The following is a 17,945-nucleotide window of genomic DNA, read 5'->3' on the forward strand; positions in this document are numbered from 1 at the left end:
GGAAGAAGAAGAAATGGCTAGAGTCAAGCGGGCAGTAAACGCCCACAAGAAGCGTCGCGTCATCCTCGAGCGCGCGTCCGGTTACCGCGGTCAGCGTTCGCGCCTGTACCGCAAGGCCAAGGAGCAGGTCACCCACTCCCTCGTCTACGCGTACCGTGACCGTCGCAAGCGCAAGGGCGACTTCCGTCGTCTGTGGATCCAGCGCATCAACGCGGCGTCCCGCCAGAACGGCATGACGTACAACCGCTTCATCCAGGGCCTCGGCCTCGCGGGTGTGCAGGTCGACCGTCGTATGCTCGCTGAGCTCGCCGTGAACGAGCCGGCCGTGTTCGCCTCGCTCGTCGCGACCGCGAAGGCGGCGCTGCCCAGCGACGTCAACGCCGCGAAGACCGCGTAATACGCAGTTCCTCGTCGAACGGGCGTCCTCTTCGGAGGGCGCCCGTTCGTCGTTCCTGCGCGGCGTCCGGAGCGCATACCGCAGACGCCATACACTGAGGACGTGCTCGAGAACCCCCGTTCGCCCCGGGTGCGCGCCGTGGCAAAACTCAGCAAGCGCGCCGCCCGTCAAGAGACCGGTCTGTTCCTCCTCGAGGGACCGCAGGCGGCCCGCGAGGCGTTGGCGTGGGCACCCGAGACGGTGATCGAGATGTACGCGACCCCGACAGCCCTCGAAAAGCACGGCGATCTGCGCGAGGCCGCCGAGGCCGCGGGCGTCGACCTGCAGTACACGACCGAAGCGGTCCTGGATGCCATGGCCGACACCGTCACGCCGCAGGGCATCGTCGCCGTGGCCCGCCAGTCGCCGACCGCCCTGAAGGACGTTCTGGCAGCGGGCCCCCGCCTCATCGCCATCTGCGAGGAGGTGCGCGACCCCGGCAACCTCGGCACCATCATCCGCGCGGCCGACGCGGCGGGAGCCGACGCGGTGATCCTGACCGGTCGCACGGTCGACCCGTACAACCCCAAGGTGGTCCGCTCGACCACGGGGTCGCTCTTCCACCTGCCCGTCGCCGTCGACCTCGAGCTGGCCGACGTCGTCGCGCGGGTGCACGAGGCGGGGATGCGGGTGGTGGCCGCCGACGTCGAAGGCGGCGACTTCTTGGCATCCCGCGACATGCTCGCCGAACCCACGGCATGGCTGTTCGGGAACGAGGCGCGCGGTCTCGACGACGAGGCGTTGGCGCACGCCGACATCGCGTTGCGGCTGCCGATCTACGGGCGTGCCGAGTCGCTCAACCTCGCCACCGCGGCCAGCGTCTGCCTCTACGAGACGGCGTTCGCGCAGCGCGATCGCTGAACCCCTGCTGTTACAGATCGGTTAAGGCGCGCGCCGGAATGTGGTCGGGCGCCCAGCATCCTCATAGGGTGTTGACATGGCATCCGTTCCCCCGAAGACCGAGCCCCTGGTCGTCGTCAGCGACGTCCAGAAGCACTATGGACAGTTCCAGGCTCTGAAAGACATCGACCTCACCGTCGACCGCGGCGAGGTCGTCGTCGTCATCGGACCCTCGGGTTCGGGCAAGTCGACGCTGTGCCGCACCATCAACCGCCTCGAGACCATCACGAGCGGGACGATCACCATCGACGGCAAGGAGCTTCCCAAAGAGGGGAAGGGCCTGGCCGAGCTGCGCGCCGACGTCGGCATGGTGTTCCAGTCGTTCAACCTGTTCGCCCATCTCACGATCCTCGAGAACGTCACGCTCGGCCCCCTCAAGGTCCGCAAGATGAAGAAGGCGGATGCCGAGAAAGAGGCGCGCGCGCTCCTCGAACGCGTGGGCGTCGGTCACCAGGCCGACAAGCTCCCCGCCCAGCTCTCGGGCGGTCAGCAGCAGCGTGTCGCGATCGCCCGTGCTCTGGCCATGAAGCCCAAGGTCATGCTCTTCGACGAGCCCACCTCGGCGCTCGACCCCGAGATGATCAACGAGGTGCTCGACGTGATGGTCGGTCTCGCCAAGGACGGCATGACGATGATCGTCGTGACGCACGAGATGGGCTTCGCGCGCAAGGCCGCGAACCGCGTGGTGTTCATGGCCGACGGGCAGATCGTCGAGCAGGCGACGCCCGAGCAGTTCTTCACGAAGCCCGAATCCGATCGGGCGAAGGACTTCCTGTCGAAGCTCATCACCCACTGACGCTCTTCCCTTGACGGCGATGAACGAGGAGGTTCTCCCGCCGACCGCATGGTTGCCGTTCCCCCCGGTCTATCTCGCGCGCCGTCACCGACGACCCTTATCCGCACAGCACACGTAACCAAGGAGACATCACATGCGTAAGACACGTTTTCTCGCCGGCGCGAGCATCGTCGCCGCCGGCCTTCTGGCCCTGACGGCCTGTAACAGCGGCACCCCGGGCGCGGCTCCCGGCGCCGACGGCGGCACCGACTCGACGCAGCTGTGGGAGGTCGCCTCCGACGTCTCGCTCGACGGCAGCCCCACCTACGACCGCATGGTCGCCGCCGACAAGGTCATCGTCGGTGTGAAGGAAGACCAGCCCGGTCTCGGCTTCAAGGACCCGGTCAGCAACGAGCGCGGAGGCTTCGACGTCGAGATCGCTCAGTGGATCGCGGCCTCGCTCGGCTTCGACGCGGACCAGATCGAGTACAAGACGATCCCCTCGGCCAACCGCGAGCAGGAGCTCGTGAACGGCAACGTCGACTACTACGTCGGCACCTACTCGATCACCGACAAGCGCAAGGCGCAGATCGACTTCGCCGGCCCCTACCTGATCACCGGTCAGGGCCTGCTCGTCGCCGCCGACAACGAAGACATCACCGGCCCCGACGACCTTGCCGGCAAGATCGTCTGCTCGGTCACCGGTTCGACGCCGCTGCAGCGCATCCGCGACGAGTACGCCCCCGGCGACACCGTCGAGTACGACACCTACACGCAGTGCCTCGAGCAGCTGCGCGCGGGTTCGGTCGACGCGGTGACCACCGACCAGGCGATCCTCGCCGGTTACGTCGCCCAGGAGCCCGACGCGTTCAAGATCGCTGGCGACACCTTCAGCGAGGAGCGCTACGGCGTCGGCCTGCCCAAGGGCGACACCGTCCTGAAGGACCACATCAACACCCTGTTCAACGACGGCGGCGACGTCTGGACGGCGCTGTTCGAGAAGAACCTCGCGCCCGCCGGTATCAAGGGCGACCAGCCCACCGCCGACGAGTGATCCGTTCGGGGGCGGTGCACCGCACCGCCCCCGAACCCCCGACCAAGATAAGGAGCACGCATGGGCGTCATCACCGACAACCTCGACGTGTGGAGCGAGGCGCTCGGCGGAACCCTTCTGCTGTTCTTCGCGGGCGGAGCGCTGGCCCTCGTGCTCGGCCTCATCGTGGGCGCCATGCGCGTCTCGCCCGTGCCGATCGCCCGCGGTGTCGGCACGTTCTATGTGAGCGCGATCCGCAACACCCCCCTCACGCTCGTCTTCTTCGCGTTCGTGTTCGCGCTGCCCCCGCTCCTGGGGCTGCGTCTGACGGGCGACGTCTCGCTGACGCTCGGGATCTGCGCCCTCGGCATCTACACGGCGACGTACGTCGCCGAGGCGATCCGGTCGGGCGTGAACACCGTCCCCGTCGGTCAGGCCGAGGCCGCTCGAGCGCTCGGCCTGGGCTTCGGCCAGGTCATGACGCTCGTCGTGCTGCCGCAGGCGTTCCGTTCCGTGATCCCCCCGATGATGAGCGTGTTCATCGCGCTGCTCAAGAACACGACCGTCGCCGCGGGCTTCTCGATCGTGAACCTGGGTTCGGTCCGCAACTACCTCAGTGAGCGCGGAGAGAACGCGTTCGTCGTCATCCTGTGGGTGATGGTCATCTTCGTCGCGCTCGTCCTGCTGCTGTCATGGCTGCAGCGAACGCTCGAGAACCGATGGAGGGTCGCACGATGAGCAGCGTCCTGTACGACGTCCCCGGTCCCAAGGCCGTCGCCCGCAACCGCGTCCTCGGTGTCGTCACGATCCTGGTCGTGCTCGGCATCATCGGATTCTTCGTCTGGCGTCTCGCCGACACCGGTCAGTTCACTGCCCAGAAGTGGTCGGCGTTCACCTACACGAACGTGTGGGCGCAGATCGGCGAGGCCACGATGCGTACCATCGCCGCCTTCGTCGTGGCCGCCCTCGGTGCGCTGGCCCTGGGCTTCGTGCTCGCGATCGGCCGCCTGTCCGATCACAAGTGGGTGCGCTGGCCGTTCACCGCCGTGATCGAGGTCTTCCGCGCGATCCCGGTGCTCGTGTTCATGTTCCTGCTCTACTACGGCTTCCCCGTCCTCGGCATCCGCATGGAGCCGTACTGGGCCGTCGTCATCGCCCTCATCTGCTACAACGGCTCGGTGCTCGCCGAGGTCATCCGCGCAGGTGTGGAGTCGCTGCCCAGCGGGCAGGCCGAGGCGGGCTACGCCGTCGGCCTGCGCAAGGCCGGGGTCATGCGCCTCGTGCTGCTGCCGCAGGCGATCCGCGCGATGATGCCCGTCATCATCGCCCAGCTCGTCGTGACCCTGAAGGACACGGCTCTCGGCTTCATCATCACGTACCCCGAGCTGTTGTTCTACGCGAAGTACATCGGTGCGCAGCCGAGCGTGGGCTCGCCCATCATCCCGGCGACGATCATCGTCGGTGCGATCTACATCGCGCTCTGCCTGCTGCTGTCGTACGTGGCGACCCTGGTCGAGAAGCGTCTGCGCCGGTCGCCGCGCGTCGGCCAGGTGGCCGCCCCCGTGCAGCCCCCGCAGCAGGGCGGCACCGACACGGCGCTCATCGTCGCCCAGCGAGGCGGTCCGTCGGTCTGATCGAATCCGCCGACGGGCGGGGGAGTGTCCCCGCCCGTCGGTAGACTCTCATCTCGTGTCCGACGCACCCGAGATCACCCCCGAGGCCGTCGCCTCCGCCGTCGAAGCCGCACTCGCGGCCATCGCCGCGGCCGCGACCACCGCCGACCTGAAAGCCGCCCGCTCCGCGCACACGGGGGAGCAATCCTCCCTCGCGCGACTGAACGCCCAGATGCGCGCCGTCGCCCCCGAGCACAAGGCCGCTTTCGGCAAGCTCGTGGGTCAGGCCCGCGGCCAGGTCACTCAGGCGCTCGCCGCCCGCGAGGCCGAGCTGGCCGAAGCCGAGACCGCCGCCCAGCTCGAGGCCGAGCGCATCGACGTCACCGCGCTGCCGCAGCGCGCACGCGTGGGGGCACGGCATCCGATCTCGCTCCTGCAGGAGCAGGTGTCCGACATCTTCGTCGGCATGGGATGGGAGATCGCCGAGGGACCCGAGCTCGAGCACGAGTGGTTCAACTTCGACGCCCTCAACTTCGACGTCGACCACCCGGCGCGCCAGATGCAGGACACGTTCTTCGTCGACCCGGTCGCGCGGCATCTGGTGCTGCGCACGCACACGAGCCCCGTGCAGGTGCGCTCCATGCTCGAGCGCGATCTGCCGATCTATGTGCTCTGCCCCGGCCGCGTGTACCGCACCGACGAGTTCGACGCGACGCATCTGCCGGTGTTCACGCAGTTCGAGGGCCTCGTCATCGACAAGGGCATCACGATGGCCCACCTCAAGGGCACCCTCGACCACGCCGCGCGCGTGCTGTTCGGGCCCGAGGCCAAGACGCGCTTCCGCGCGAACTTCTTCCCGTTCACCGAGCCGAGCGCCGAGCTCGACCTGTGGCACCCCACCTTCAAGGGCGGGGCGCGCTGGATCGAGTGGGGCGGGTGCGGAATGGTGAACCCCAATGTGCTGCGCGCCGCCGGCATCGACCCCGAGGAGTACTCGGGCTTCGCCTTCGGCATGGGCATCGAGCGCACGCTCATGTTCCGCAGCGACGTGCAGGACATGCGCGACATGGCCGAGGGCGATGTGCGCTTCAGCGAGCAGTTCGGAATGGTGGTCTGATGCGCGTCCCTCTCTCCTGGTTGCGCGAGTACGTCGACGTACCCGCGACGGCCACGCCCGAAGACGTCCTCGCGGCGTTGGTCTCGGTCGGATTCGAAGAAGAAGACGTGCACCGCTTCGAGCTGTCGGGCCCGATCGTCGTCGGCGAGGTGAAGGAGTTCACCGCCGAACCGCAGTCCAACGGCAAGACCATCCGCTGGTGCCAGGTCGACGTCGGTGCCGACAACGGGGGAGTGCGCGGCGTCGTCTGCGGTGCCGGCAACTTCTTCGAGGGCGACAAGGTCTTGGTGACCCTGCCCGGTTCGGTGCTGCCCGGCCCGTTCCCCATCGCCGCGCGCAAGACCTACGGCCACGTCTCCGACGGCATGATCGCCTCGGCGAAGGAGCTGGGGCTCGGCAGCGAGCACTCCGGCATCCTGCGTCTGATCGACCTCGGCATCGACGCGCCCGTGGGAACGGATGCCATCGCGCTGCTGGGGCTCGACGACCTCGCGGTCGAGATCAACGTCACCCCCGACCGCGGCTACGCCCTGTCGCTGCGCGGGGTCGCCCGCGAGTACTCGCACGCCACGGGTGCCGACTTCCGTGACCCCGGTGCCGGCCACGACGAGGCCGTCTCGCGCACGCCCTCGGGCTTCGAGATCACCGTCGACGATCAGGCGCCGATCCGTGGTCGTCACGGCGCCACCGAGTTCGTGGCGCGCATCGTGCGCGACGTCGACCCTTCGCGTCCGACTCCGCCGTGGATGATCACGCGGCTCTCGCTCGCCGGTATCCGCTCGCTCGGCGTGCTGGTCGACATCACGAACTACGTCATGCTCGAGCTCGGCCAGCCGATCCACGGCTACGACCTCGACCGCCTGCAGGGCGGCATCACGGTGCGCCGCGCCGCGCCCGGCGAGAAGCTCGAGACCCTCGACGGCCAGGTGCGCACCCTGAACGCCGAAGATCTGCTCATCACCGACGAGTCGGGCCCCATCGGCCTGGCCGGTGTCATGGGCGGTGGCCCCACCGAGATGAGCGACGCCACCCGCAACGTGCTGATCGAGGCGGCGACGTTCGACCAGGTCTCGATCGCGCGTACCGCGCGGCGGCACAAGCTGCCCTCCGAAGCGTCGCGGCGTTTCGAGCGCGGCGTCGACCCGCTCGTGCCGTACGTCGCCGCCGAGCGCGTCGCGTCGCTCATGGTGGAGCTCGCCGGCGGCACGCTCGACACCGAGCTCGGCGGTTCGCTGTCGTCGGAGTACCGTCGCGACGCGATCACCCTGCCGGCCGGGTTCGTCTCGGGCCTGATCGGCGTCGAGTACACCGACGACGAGATCGTCTCGGCGCTCCGGCTCATCGGATGCACCGTCGACGCGCGCGAGTCGGGCTGGTCGGTCGTCGCGCCCTCGTGGCGCCACGACCTCACCGACAAGTGGACACTGGCCGAAGAGGTCGCCCGCATCGAGGGATACCACCGCATCCCCTCGGTGCTGCCGACGCCTCCCTCGGGTCGGGGCCTCACCGCCGCGCAGCAGGGTCGTCGTCGGGTGACGAACGCCCTGGCCGCGGCCGGTTTCGTCGAGACGCCGTCGTTCCCGTTCACCACCGACGAGCAGAACGCCCTGCACGGCTCGCCCTCGGGCGACGCGCTGCCGAGCGTGAAGCTCGCCAATCCGCTCGACGGTCTCGCGCCCTACCTGCGTCGCTCCCTCGTGCCCGCGCTGCTGCAGGTCGCACACCGCAACGTCTCGCGCGGCATCGTCGATCTCGCGCTGTTCGAGATGGGCACCGTCTTCCTGCCGAAGCCGGGCGTGCAGTACGGGACCGCGTCGGTTCCGCCGCTGGCGGTGCGACCGGATGCCGCGACCCTCACCGCTCTGGACGCCTCGATCCCGCCGCAGCGCCGACACGTCGCCGTGCTGCTGGCCGGGAACACCGTCGCCAAGCAGCCCGGGCAGCCGGCCGTCGCGGCCGACCTGGCCGATGCGGTCGACGCCGTGCGCGTGCTGGCCTCGGCGGCGGGCCTCGACATCGAGCTCGTGCAGGCTCAGCGCGCAGCCCTGCACCCCGGCCGCACCGCACGCGTCCTCGCCGCGGGACAGGACATCGGCTACGTCGGCGAGCTGCTGCCCGCCGTCTCGGCCGACGCCGACCTGCCGGGCCGGGTGCTCGTGGCCGAACTCGACCTCGACGCGATGCTCGAGCTGGCGCAGGCGCGCGTGGTCGCGGCATCGCTCTCGGGCTTCCCGGCGGCGACGCAGGACGTCTCGCTGACGGTCCCGGTCGAGGTGTCGGCGGGATCGGTGCGTGCCGCCCTCATCGAGGGTGGAGCCCCGCTGCTCGAGGGGGCGCGTCTGGTCGACGACTACCGCGGCCCCGGGGTGACCGATGGCACGAAGAGCCTGACGTTCGCCCTGCGCTTCCGCGCCGACGACCGCACCCTGACCGCCGCCGAGGCGACGCAGGCCAAGCTCGCCGGCGTCGCGGTGGCCGCGGAGCGCTTCGGCGCGGCCATTCGCGACTGACGCCCTGATCGAACGGAGCGCCGCCGGCTCACGCCGTGCGGCGCTTCGTCGTCTCGGCGGGCTCCGCGAACGCGACGCCTTCGCGCGGCCGGTCATTCGCTACTGTCACGCGGGCGTGCACACGGTCGCTGATTTGCCCTCGCCCGGGCGCGGCGGATAACCTCGCCACATGTCGTCGACCGTCGTGTGCACCGAGGAGCTCTCCGTGAGCCCCGTTGCCGTGCGTCGACGTCGGGTCGCACGCCGAGTTTCGGCGACCTCGTAACCCGCCGACGGTCGGGCATGCGGGCGTCGCCGCCCCGGTTATCGCTGAGTTCAGCACCAGCCCCGACTCCTAAGGTGGACACATGACCCTCTCGGTCGCCGTTTCCGGCGCTTCCGGCTACGCGGGCGGCGAGATCCTCCGTCTGCTGGCCGATCATCCCGACGTCCAGGTGCGAACGGTCACGGCGCACTCCAGTGCCGGCCAGCCCCTCGTCGCCCATCAGCCGCACCTGCGCTCTCTCGCGCATCTCGAACTGAAGCCGACGACACCCGAGGTGCTCGCCGGTCACGACGTCGTCTTCCTCGCCCTCCCGCACGGCCAGTCCGCGCAGTACACCGACGCGCTGGCCGACACCCCGCTCGTCATCGACGCGGGTGCCGACCACCGCCTGACCTCGCCGGACGACTGGGCGGAGTTCTATGGCGGAGCGCACCCCGAGCCGTGGGCCTACGGCGTTCCCGAGCTGCCCGTCGGGCGCCGCAAGCAGCGTGAGCTGCTGCGGGGCGCCGCACGTATCGCCGCTCCGGGATGCAATGCCTCGACCGTCGCCCTCTCGCTCGCGCCGGGGATCGCGGCGGGGGTCATCGAGCCCGGCGACATCGTCTCGGTGCTCGCGGTGGGCCCGAGCGGGGCAGGAAAGTCGGCCAAGACGAACCTCCTCGCGAGCGAGATCCTCGGGACCGCCAACCCATATGCCGTCGGCGGCACACATCGTCACATCCCCGAGATCCGCCAGGCGCTGGCCGCCGCGGGCAGGCCTGCCGCCGGCATCCGCATCTCGTTCACCCCCGTCCTGGTTCCCATGGCGCGCGGGATCCTCGCGACGTCGTCGGCCCCGATCCGTGAGGGGGTCTCGGATGCCGAGATCCGCGCCGCGTGGGAGCAGGCCTATGCCGACGAGCCCTTCGTCGAGCTGCTTCCCGAGGGTGTGTTCCCGCGCACCGCCGACGTGCTCGGCGCCAACGTCGCCTCGCTGGGTCTCGCCATCGACCGCGCCGCGAACCGCGTGGTCGTGGTCGCCGCCGTCGACAACCTCGTCAAGGGCACCGCCGGTGCCGCCGTGCAATCCATGAACATCGCGCTGGGCCTCGCCGAGACCACCGCCCTCCCCTTGAACGGAGTCGCCCCGTGAGCGTGACCGTCCCCGCAGGATTCGAGGCAGCCGGAGTCGCTGTAGGCCTGAAGTCGACCGGTGCGCGCGATGTCGCCGTCGTCGTGAACCGCGGCCCTCTCAAGGTCGGTGCGGCCGTCTTCACGTCGAACCGTGCCAAGGCCAATCCGATCCTCTGGTCGGAGCAGGTCGTGAAGGACGGCGTCATCGAGGCCGTCGTGCTCAACTCGGGCGGGGCCAACTGCTTCACGGGCGCATTCGGGTTCCAGACGACGCACCAGACCGCCGAGCGTGCCGCCGAGCTGCTGGGTGTCGGCGCCGGAGACGTGGTGGTCTGCTCGACCGGGTTGATCGGCACGGGCGACGAGGTCTTCCGCGCCAAGGTGCTCGCCGGTGTCGACACGGGTATCGCCACTCTCTCGACCGACGGGGGAGAAGACGCGTCGCTGGCGATCATGACCACCGACTCCCGCCCCAAGCGCGCCGTGCACGTCGGCGACGGATGGAGCATCGGCGCGATGGCGAAGGGCGCCGGCATGCTGGCTCCGGGCCTCGCCACCATGCTCGTCGTCGTCACCACCGACGTCGTGCTCGACGCCGACGAAGCCGACGCGGCTCTGCGGGCGGCCACGCGCGTGAGCTTCGATCGTCTGGATTCCGACGGCTGCATGTCGACCAACGACCAGGTGACGCTGCTCGCCAGCGGGGCCAGTGGCATCCGTGTGCCCGCCGATCAGTTCGCCACGGCGCTGGCCGCGGTGTGCGACGACCTCGCCGCGCAGCTGCAGGGCGACGCCGAGGGGGCGAGTCACGACATCACGATCCGGGTGACCCAGGCCGCCTCCGAGGACGAGGCCGTCGAGGTGGGCCGCTCCATCGCGCGCAACAACCTGTTCAAGGCCGCCGTGTTCGGCAACGATCCCAACTGGGGGCGGGTCCTCGCGGCGATCGGCACGACCTCGGCCCGGTTCGACCCGTACGACGTCGACGTCTGGATGAACGGCGTGCGCGTGTGCACCGCGGGTGGCCCCGACCGCCCTCGCGAAGACGTCGACCTCACCCCGCGCGCGCTCGACCTCGTCGTCGACCTCCGTGCCGGCTCGGCCGAGGCCACGATCCGCACCAACGACCTGACGCACGATTACGTCCACGAGAACAGCGCCTACTCCTCATGACACACATCGACCTTCAAGACACCGATCCCGCCCAGGCCAGTGACCGGGCGGTCACGCTCGTCGAGTCGCTGCCGTGGGTGCGCAAGTACCGCGACCAGGTCGTGGTGGTGAAGTACGGCGGAAACGCGATGGTCAGCGACGAGCTGCAGGACGCTTTCGCGGCCGACATCGCCTACCTGCGTTACGTCGGGGTGAAGCCGGTCGTCGTGCACGGTGGCGGACCCCAGATCTCGTCGATGCTCGACCGCCTCGACATTCCGAGCGAGTTCCGCGGCGGCTACCGCGTGACCTCCACCGAGGCCATCGGTGTCGTGCGCATGGTGCTGACGGGCCAGATCAACCCGCAGCTCGTCGCGAAGGTCAACGCCCACGGTCCGCTGGCCACGGGGCTGAGCGGTGAAGACGCCGGCCTGTTCGGCGGTCGACGTCGCGGTGTGGTCGTCGACGGCGTCGAGCACGACCTGGGCCGCGTGGGCGATGTCGTCACGGTCGACCCGCAGCCGGGGCTCGACCACCTCGCCGCGGGTCGCGTGCCCATCGTCTCGAGCATCGCGCCCGACCTCGACCACCCCGGCGCGTCGTTGAACGTGAACGCGGATGCCGCGGCCGCGGCGCTTGCGGTGGCGTTGAACGCCAAGAAGCTCGTGGTGCTGACCGACGTGCCCGGCCTGTACGCCGACTGGCCCCACCGCGACTCGCTCGTGTCGCACCTGACCTCGACCGAGCTGCGCGAGATGGTGCCGCGTCTGGAATCGGGCATGATCCCCAAGATGCAGGCCTGCCTCGACGCGGTCGACGGGGGAGTGCCCTCCGCGGCCATCATCGACGGTCGCGTGCCGCACTCGGTGCTCGTCGAACTGTTCACCAGCAAGGGAATCGGAACGGAGGTGGTGGCATGACCACCGCAACCTGGCAAGAAGACGCCGGACGCGACCTCGTCCGCAGCTTCGGCGACCGCATGGCGTTGTTCGTGCGCGGCGAGGGGGCCTACGTCTGGGACGCCGACGACACGAAGTACCTCGACTTCTTGGCCGGAATCGCCGTCAACGCCCTCGGTCACGCCCACCCCACCTTCGTCGAGGCGCTGACCGCCCAGGCATCCACCCTGGCGCACGTGTCGAACTACTTCGCCACGCCGCCGCAGCTCGCGCTCGCCGCGCGTCTGAAGCGTCTCGCGGGCACGGGCGAATCGGGCCGGGTGTACTTCGGCAACTCGGGTGCCGAGGCGAACGAGGCGGCGCTCAAACTCGCGCGTCTGCACGGTCGCGGCACCGAGCGCACCCGCATCCTCACGCTCAAGGGCGGCTTCCACGGGCGCACCATGGGTGCCCTCGCGCTCACCGGCAAGCCCGCGCTGCAGGCCGACTTCCTGCCCATGGTCCCGGGCGTCGAGCACATCGACGCCACGATCGAGGCCCTCGAGAGCGCTGTCGATGACCGTGTCGCAGCCCTGCTCGTCGAGCCCATCCAGGGCGAGGCCGGCGTCGTCGAGCTGCCCGAGGGCTACCTGCAGGCGGCCCGCGAGATCACCGCCCGCCACGGCGCGCTGCTGATCATCGACGAGATCCAGACGGGCGCCGGTCGCACCGGTGCCTGGTTCGGCTTCCAACACTCCGGGATCGTGCCGGATGCCATCACCGTGGCCAAGGGCATCGGCGGCGGCTTCCCGATCGGCGCGCTCATCACCTTCGGGGCGGCCAGCGACCTGTTCTTCCCCGGTACGCACGGCTCGACCTTCGGCGGCAACGCGCTGGGGACCGCCGTCGGCGGCGCCGTGCTGCACGAGATCGAGTCGTCCGGCCTCGTCGAGAACGCCGCCCGCCGCGAGACCGAGCTGCGTGAGGGTATCGCCGGGCTGGGCTCGCCCCTGGTCGCCGGCGTCCGCGGGCGTGGCCTGCTGCTCGGCATCGGTCTCACCAGCCCCGTCGCGAAGGCCGTCGTCGCCGCGGCCCAGCAGCACGGGCTCATCGTCAACGCGGCGAACGACGACACCATCCGCATCGCGCCGCCCCTCACGATCGGCGATGCAGAAGTGGCCGAGTTCCTCTCGCTCTTCGGCGCCGCGCTCGCCACCGTTTCCGACGCCCTCATCCTCGAAGGAGCCCCCGCGTGACCCGCCACCTGCTGCGCGACGACGACCTGAGCCCGGCCGAACAGGCCGAGATCCTCGACCTCGCCATCGAGCTGAAGAAGGACCGCTGGGCGCAGAAGCCGCTCGCCGGCCCCCAGACCGTCGCGGTGATCTTCGACAAGTCGTCGACCCGCACGCGCGTGTCGTTCGCCGTGGGCATCGCCGACCTCGGCGGCTCGCCGCTCATCATCTCGACGGCCAACAGCCAGCTCGGCGGCAAGGAGACCCCCTCCGACACCGCCCGCGTGCTGGAGCGTCAGGTGGCGGCGATCGTCTGGCGCACCTACGCGCAGGCGGGCCTCGAAGAGATGGCGCGCGGCACGCGCGTTCCGGTGGTCAACGCGCTGAGCGACGATTTTCACCCGTGCCAGCTGCTCGCCGACCTGCTGACCATCCGTGAGCACAAGGGCGAGCTCGCGGGGCTGACGCTGTCGTTCTTCGGCGACGGGCAGAGCAACATGGCCCACTCGTACGTGCTCGCCGGCGTCACGGCCGGAATGCACGTCCGTGTCGCAGCTCCCGCCGACTACGCGCCCCGCGCCGACGTCATCGCCGATGCCGAGCGCATCGCCGCCACCACCGGCGGATCGGTGACTCTCACCAGCGACCCCGAGGCCGCGGCATCCGGAGCCGACGTCGTCGTCACCGACACGTGGGTGTCGATGGGCAAAGAAGAGGAGAAGCTCGCGCGCATCCGCGACCTGGGCGACTTCAAGGTCACGAGCGAGCTCATGACGCGCGCCGACGAGGGGGCGATCTTCATCCACTGCCTGCCCGCCGACCGCGGCTACGAGGTCGACGCCGAGGTCATCGACGGTCGCCAGAGCGTGGTGTGGGACGAGGCCGAGAACCGGCTCCACGCCCAGAAGGCGTTGCTGGTGTGGCTTCTGCGCCAGGGCTGACCACGCGGATCGGCCGCACCTGGACCCGCTTCGACGGGCCGGGGCGGCTGATCGGTGTCGACCTGGCCCGGGGCCTCGCGGTCCTGGGCATGCTGGCCGCGCACCTGCTCGACACCGAGGACTTCGTCGCGCGCGACCCGTCGTCGTGGCTCGACGTGGTCAACGGGCGCTCGTCCATCCTCTTCGCGGTGCTGGCGGGCGTGTCGATCGCGCTGGTGACCGGCGGTCCTCGTCCGCTCGAGGGACCCCGGCGCGCTCGCGCGGCCGCGCGATTGGCACTGCGCGGGGCGCTGCTGTGGGTGATCGGCATGCTGCTGGTGTTCACCGGGGTGCCGGTGTACGTGATCCTTCCCGCGTACGCGCTGCTGTTCGCGCTGTCGCTGCCGTTTCTGGGAATGCGTCCTCGCGGGCTGTTCCTCACGGCGGGGGCCGTCGCCCTCGTCATGCCGTGGATCCAACCCGTGCTCGATGCGGCCCCCCTCTGGAGCGGCCGGTTCGGCGAAGAGATCTCCGCCGCGCTCGGCTGGAACTACCCGTTCCCGGTGTGGATCGCGTTCCTGCTGGCGGGCATGGGGCTCGGACGCCTCGACCTGCGTCTGCTGCCCGAGCAGACCCTGATGCTGCTGTCGGGTGGCGCCCTCATGCTCGCGGGTTACGGCCTGGCCCTGGTGACGGAACCCGCCGTCGCCGACGATCGGTACCTGTCCACCGTCCTCACCGCCGAGGACCACTCGGCGGGGCTGTGGGAGGTCATCGGATCGGGCGGTTTCGCGATCGCGACGATCGGACTGTGCCTGCTGCTGTGCCGGACGCCGGTGCGGTGGCTCGCGATCCCTCTCCGCGCGGTCGGTTCCATGCCGCTCACGGCCTACGTGCTGCAGCTGGTCGTGTGGGCGTTCGTCGCGCTCGCGGTGCTGGGCGACACGTCGGACCTGTGGGGCATCCGCGCCCTGGGCCTCTTCGGGCCGCTGACCCTCGGCCTGGTCGTCGGCTGCACCGCGTGGGCGCTGACGGTGGGGCGCGGGCCCCTCGAGGCGCTCATCGACGCCGTGGTGCGCTTCGTCGTGGGCCGGGATGCCACGACCCCGGCCGCGGTTCGCTGAGACGCCTCGGTAGGCTGGGGGCATGAGTCACGAGAGCGGTCAGTCGACGAACGAGGGCGCCCTGTGGGGGGCCCGTTTCTCGGGCGGCCCCTCTCCCGAGCTGGCGGCCCTCAGCCGTTCCACGCACTTCGACTGGGACCTCGCCCTGTACGACATCGCGGGCTCGCACGCGCACACCGCCGCCCTCGAGGCGGCGGGCTACCTCGACGCCGATGAGGCCGCGGCCATGCACGCCGGTCTCGACGACCTGGCCGCGCGCCTGCGCGCGGGCACCCTGGTCGCCGCTCCCGGCGACGAAGACGTGCACGGCGCCCTCGAACGCGTGCTGATCGAGACCGTGGGGCCCGCGCTCGGGGGCAAGCTCCGCGCCGGCCGCAGCCGTAACGACCAGATCGCCACCCTCGTGCGGCTGTACCTGCTCGACCACGCACGCACGATCACCCGCGAGGTGCTGCGCCTCATCGACGCGCTCGTCGCCCAGGCCGAGGCGCACGACACCGCGATCATGCCGGGCCGCACCCACCTGCAGCACGCGCAGCCGGTGCTGCTGGCCCACCACCTGCAGGCCTACGGTTGGGCCTTCACACGCGGCATCGAACGCCTCCGCGACTGGTCGGTGCGCGCGTCGGTGTCGCCCTACGGCGGCGGGGCGCTCGCCGGGGCGACCCTGGGCCTCGACCCGCAGCTGGTCGCCGATCACCTGGGCCTGGCCCGACCGGCCGAGAACTCCCTCGACGGCACCGCGTCGCGCGACGTCGTGGCCGAGTTCGCGTTCATCACCGCCATGATCGGCGTCGACCTGTCGCGCCTGTCCGAAGACGTCATCCTGTGGAACACGCGCGAGTTCGGCTTCGTCACGCTCGACGACGCCTACTCGACGGGCTCGAGCATCATGCCGCAGAAGAAGAACCCCGACATCGCCGAGCTCGCGCGCGGCAAGGCCGGCCGCATGATCGGCAACCTGTCGGGCCTGCTGGCCACTCTCAAGGGTCTTCCGCTCGCGTACAACCGCGACCTGCAAGAAGACAAGGAGCCCGTGTTCGACTCGGTGCGCACGCTCGAGCTCGTGCTGCCGGCCTTCTCGGGCATGATCGCGACGCTGCGGTTCCACACCGAGCGCATGGCCGAGCTCGCCCCCCAGGGGTTCTCGCTGGCGACCGACGTGGCCGAGTGGCTCGTGCGTCAGGGCGTGGCCTTCCGCGACGCGCATGAGATCTCAGGGGAGCTCGTGCGCGCCTGCGAGGAGCGCGAGATCGGCCTCGAAGACGCCGATGACGCTCTGCTGGCCTCGGTCTCGCCCCGTCTCACTCCGGCGGTGCGCGAGGTGCTCTCGATCGAGGGGTCGGTGTCGAGCCGCACGGGCGCGGGGGGAACGGCGCCCGCACGCGTGAGCGAGCAGCGTCACGAGCTCGTCTCGCGCGCGCAGGCCGCCGCTCGCACACTCGTCGACTGAGTATCAGCCTTTCGCTTATCAAAACGTGAAGATAAGCGATACGCTTATGTCATGAGTATCGCCGTGATCGCTGACATCGTCGCCTCGAGGCAGCTCGTCGACCGCGCCGCCGCACAGCGACGCATCGCGCGGGTCGTCGGCGACGCCGACCGCGACCTGCCGGTCGCGAGGCAGCCCCTCGCGGCCGTCGTGGGCGATGAACTGCAGGGCGAGTACGACCGACTCGGCGACGCGCTCGCGTCGCTGCTGCTCGTGCGTCTGGCGCTCCCCGACGAGATCGACTGCCGCTTCGGCGTGGGAGTCGGCGCGGTACGACCCATCGAGCTCGACGGACGCACCGTGCCCGAGGGGCCGGCCTGGTGGGCGGCCCGCGCCGCGATCGAGAGAACCGCGCGACTGCAGCAACGCGCCGCGCCGTTCGCGCGCACGTGGATCGAGGCCGCCGAGGGAGAGGATGCCGCCATGGTCGACACCATCTCGCTCGCCAACGCCTACGCGCTCAGCCGCGACCAACTGGTCTCGACGATGAGCGAACGCACGCGCCGCCTCACCTACGGCCGGTGCCTGGGTCGCTCGCAGCGGGAACTTGCCGAGACCGAGGGCGTCAGCCAGTCGGCCGTCTCGCAGGCCCTGGCCTCCGCCGGCTCTGCCGCGATCGTCGAGGGCTTCGCCGCCCTCACCCGCGGAGCGCGCTCGTGATCGCCGCGGGACTCCTGCTGCTGGCCGTCGGGTCGGTCGACCTGGTGCGCCAGATGATCCGATCCCGCCGCTGGATCGCCTTCGCGGCGGCGGCGGTGGCGCTCGTCGTGGTGTCGGCGGGACTGGATGCCGTGATCGCGGGCCTGCTCGCCGTCGCCGTCGCCGCGATCTGGACGTGGGTCGTGCCCGAGCACGGTCCCGCGCGCGCGGGCCTCTGGCCCGTGGCCCTGCTGGCGCTCGCCGCGGCGGCCTGCGTGGTCATCGCCCCGGGCCGCGTCCGCCCCGGCATGTTGGGCGAGATGTGGACCACCTACCGACCGGCCGACGCCGTGTCGGTCGACGTGATCGTGCTGGTCGTCGGGTGCCTGGTCTTCCTGCTCGAGTCCGGCAACGCGGTCGTGCGCATCGCGCTCCGCTCCGAGATGGGTGGCCGCGTCGCCCCCGACGAGACGGCGACGCCGACGCTCAAGGGTGGACGCCTCATCGGACCGCTGGAGCGCATCCTGGTCTTCGTGCTGACGCTCGCCGGGGCGTACACGCTCATCGCCGCGGTGCTCGCCGCGAAGGGCATCGTGCGCTTCCCCGAGATCTCGCGCGACGGCGACGGGGGAGACCGCGCGGAGTACTTCCTGATCGGCAGCCTCGTGAGCTGGGTGACGTCATTGGCGGCGGCGTTCCTCGTGTGGTGGGGCGTGCACGCGGGCTGACGGCAGCGTGCGGCC

At 70.3% G+C, this 17,945-nt stretch carries 17 protein-coding genes; all 17 read left to right on the forward strand.

Annotated features, from left to right (window positions below; translation table 11 throughout):
* The first annotated feature begins 13 nt into the window (after positions 1–13).
* The 17 genes from rplT to IFR11_RS04675 all read left to right on the forward strand — a co-directional run bounded on the left by rplT (position 14) and on the right by IFR11_RS04675 (position 17,930).
* Positions 14–397 (forward strand): 50S ribosomal protein L20, encoded by a 384-nt coding sequence (rplT, locus tag IFR11_RS04595; protein WP_055835222.1) that lies wholly within the window; start codon positions 14–16, stop codon positions 395–397.
* A 102-nt stretch (positions 398–499) separates the two neighbouring features.
* A complete protein-coding gene (locus IFR11_RS04600; protein WP_055835225.1) occupies positions 500–1,297 on the forward strand; it encodes a TrmH family RNA methyltransferase in 798 nt (265 codons plus the stop codon).
* Positions 1,298–1,373: 76 nt separating this feature from the next.
* Positions 1,374–2,132 carry an amino acid ABC transporter ATP-binding protein gene (locus IFR11_RS04605; RefSeq protein WP_055835228.1) on the forward strand — a complete coding sequence of 253 codons (759 nt, stop codon included), beginning with the start codon at positions 1,374–1,376 and terminating at the stop codon, positions 2,130–2,132.
* A 133-nt stretch (positions 2,133–2,265) separates the two neighbouring features.
* The gene (locus IFR11_RS04610) at positions 2,266–3,165 is read left to right on the forward strand and encodes a glutamate ABC transporter substrate-binding protein (RefSeq protein ID WP_191915357.1); all 900 of its coding nucleotides are present in this window, start codon (positions 2,266–2,268) and stop codon (positions 3,163–3,165) included.
* A gap of 60 nt (positions 3,166–3,225) precedes the next feature.
* The gene (locus IFR11_RS04615; RefSeq protein WP_055835234.1) at positions 3,226–3,882 is read left to right on the forward strand and encodes an amino acid ABC transporter permease; all 657 of its coding nucleotides are present in this window, start codon (positions 3,226–3,228) and stop codon (positions 3,880–3,882) included.
* Positions 3,879–4,778 (forward strand): amino acid ABC transporter permease, encoded by a 900-nt coding sequence (locus IFR11_RS04620; protein ID WP_191915358.1) that lies wholly within the window; start codon positions 3,879–3,881, stop codon positions 4,776–4,778. The genes IFR11_RS04615 and IFR11_RS04620 overlap by 4 nt, the downstream gene beginning before the upstream one ends.
* Before the next feature lie 55 nt (positions 4,779–4,833).
* Positions 4,834–5,874 carry a phenylalanine--tRNA ligase subunit alpha gene (gene pheS, locus IFR11_RS04625; protein WP_055835237.1) on the forward strand — a complete coding sequence of 347 codons (1,041 nt, stop codon included), beginning with the start codon at positions 4,834–4,836 and terminating at the stop codon, positions 5,872–5,874.
* Positions 5,874–8,384, forward strand: a complete 2,511-nt coding sequence (gene pheT / locus IFR11_RS04630) for a phenylalanine--tRNA ligase subunit beta (RefSeq protein ID WP_191915359.1) — start codon at positions 5,874–5,876, stop codon at positions 8,382–8,384. The genes pheS and pheT overlap by 1 nt, the downstream gene beginning before the upstream one ends.
* A 347-nt stretch (positions 8,385–8,731) precedes the next feature.
* Positions 8,732–9,781, forward strand: a complete 1,050-nt coding sequence (gene argC, locus IFR11_RS04635; protein WP_191915360.1) for an N-acetyl-gamma-glutamyl-phosphate reductase — start codon at positions 8,732–8,734, stop codon at positions 9,779–9,781.
* Positions 9,778–10,935, forward strand: a complete 1,158-nt coding sequence (gene argJ, locus IFR11_RS04640; RefSeq protein ID WP_055937151.1) for a bifunctional glutamate N-acetyltransferase/amino-acid acetyltransferase ArgJ — start codon at positions 9,778–9,780, stop codon at positions 10,933–10,935. The genes argC and argJ overlap by 4 nt, the downstream gene beginning before the upstream one ends.
* Positions 10,932–11,834, forward strand: coding sequence for an acetylglutamate kinase (gene argB / locus IFR11_RS04645; RefSeq protein ID WP_191915361.1), 903 nt, complete (start codon positions 10,932–10,934; stop codon positions 11,832–11,834). The genes argJ and argB overlap by 4 nt, the downstream gene beginning before the upstream one ends.
* The gene (locus IFR11_RS04650; RefSeq protein WP_191915362.1) at positions 11,831–13,048 is read left to right on the forward strand and encodes an acetylornithine transaminase; all 1,218 of its coding nucleotides are present in this window, start codon (positions 11,831–11,833) and stop codon (positions 13,046–13,048) included. The genes argB and IFR11_RS04650 overlap by 4 nt, the downstream gene beginning before the upstream one ends.
* Complete coding sequence (argF, locus tag IFR11_RS04655; protein WP_055835270.1) at positions 13,045–13,968, forward strand: ornithine carbamoyltransferase; 924 nt, start codon at positions 13,045–13,047, stop codon at positions 13,966–13,968. Before IFR11_RS04650 ends, argF begins: the two co-directional genes overlap by 4 nt.
* Positions 13,947–15,071, forward strand: a complete 1,125-nt coding sequence (locus tag IFR11_RS04660) for a heparan-alpha-glucosaminide N-acetyltransferase domain-containing protein (RefSeq protein WP_191915363.1) — start codon at positions 13,947–13,949, stop codon at positions 15,069–15,071. The genes argF and IFR11_RS04660 overlap by 22 nt, the downstream gene beginning before the upstream one ends.
* 22 nt (positions 15,072–15,093) lie before the next feature.
* Positions 15,094–16,524, forward strand: a complete 1,431-nt coding sequence (gene argH / locus IFR11_RS04665) for an argininosuccinate lyase (RefSeq protein ID WP_191915364.1) — start codon at positions 15,094–15,096, stop codon at positions 16,522–16,524.
* 51 nt (positions 16,525–16,575) lie between these two features.
* The gene (locus IFR11_RS04670; RefSeq protein WP_191915365.1) at positions 16,576–17,223 is read left to right on the forward strand and encodes a SatD family protein; all 648 of its coding nucleotides are present in this window, start codon (positions 16,576–16,578) and stop codon (positions 17,221–17,223) included.
* A complete protein-coding gene (locus tag IFR11_RS04675) occupies positions 17,220–17,930 on the forward strand; it encodes a hypothetical protein (protein ID WP_191915366.1) in 711 nt (236 codons plus the stop codon). Before IFR11_RS04670 ends, IFR11_RS04675 begins: the two co-directional genes overlap by 4 nt.
* Positions 17,931–17,945: the final 15 nt, after the last annotated feature.

It is taken from the genome of Microbacterium sp. CFBP 8801, assembly GCF_014839455.1.
Lineage (GTDB): Bacteria > Actinomycetota > Actinomycetes > Actinomycetales > Microbacteriaceae > Microbacterium.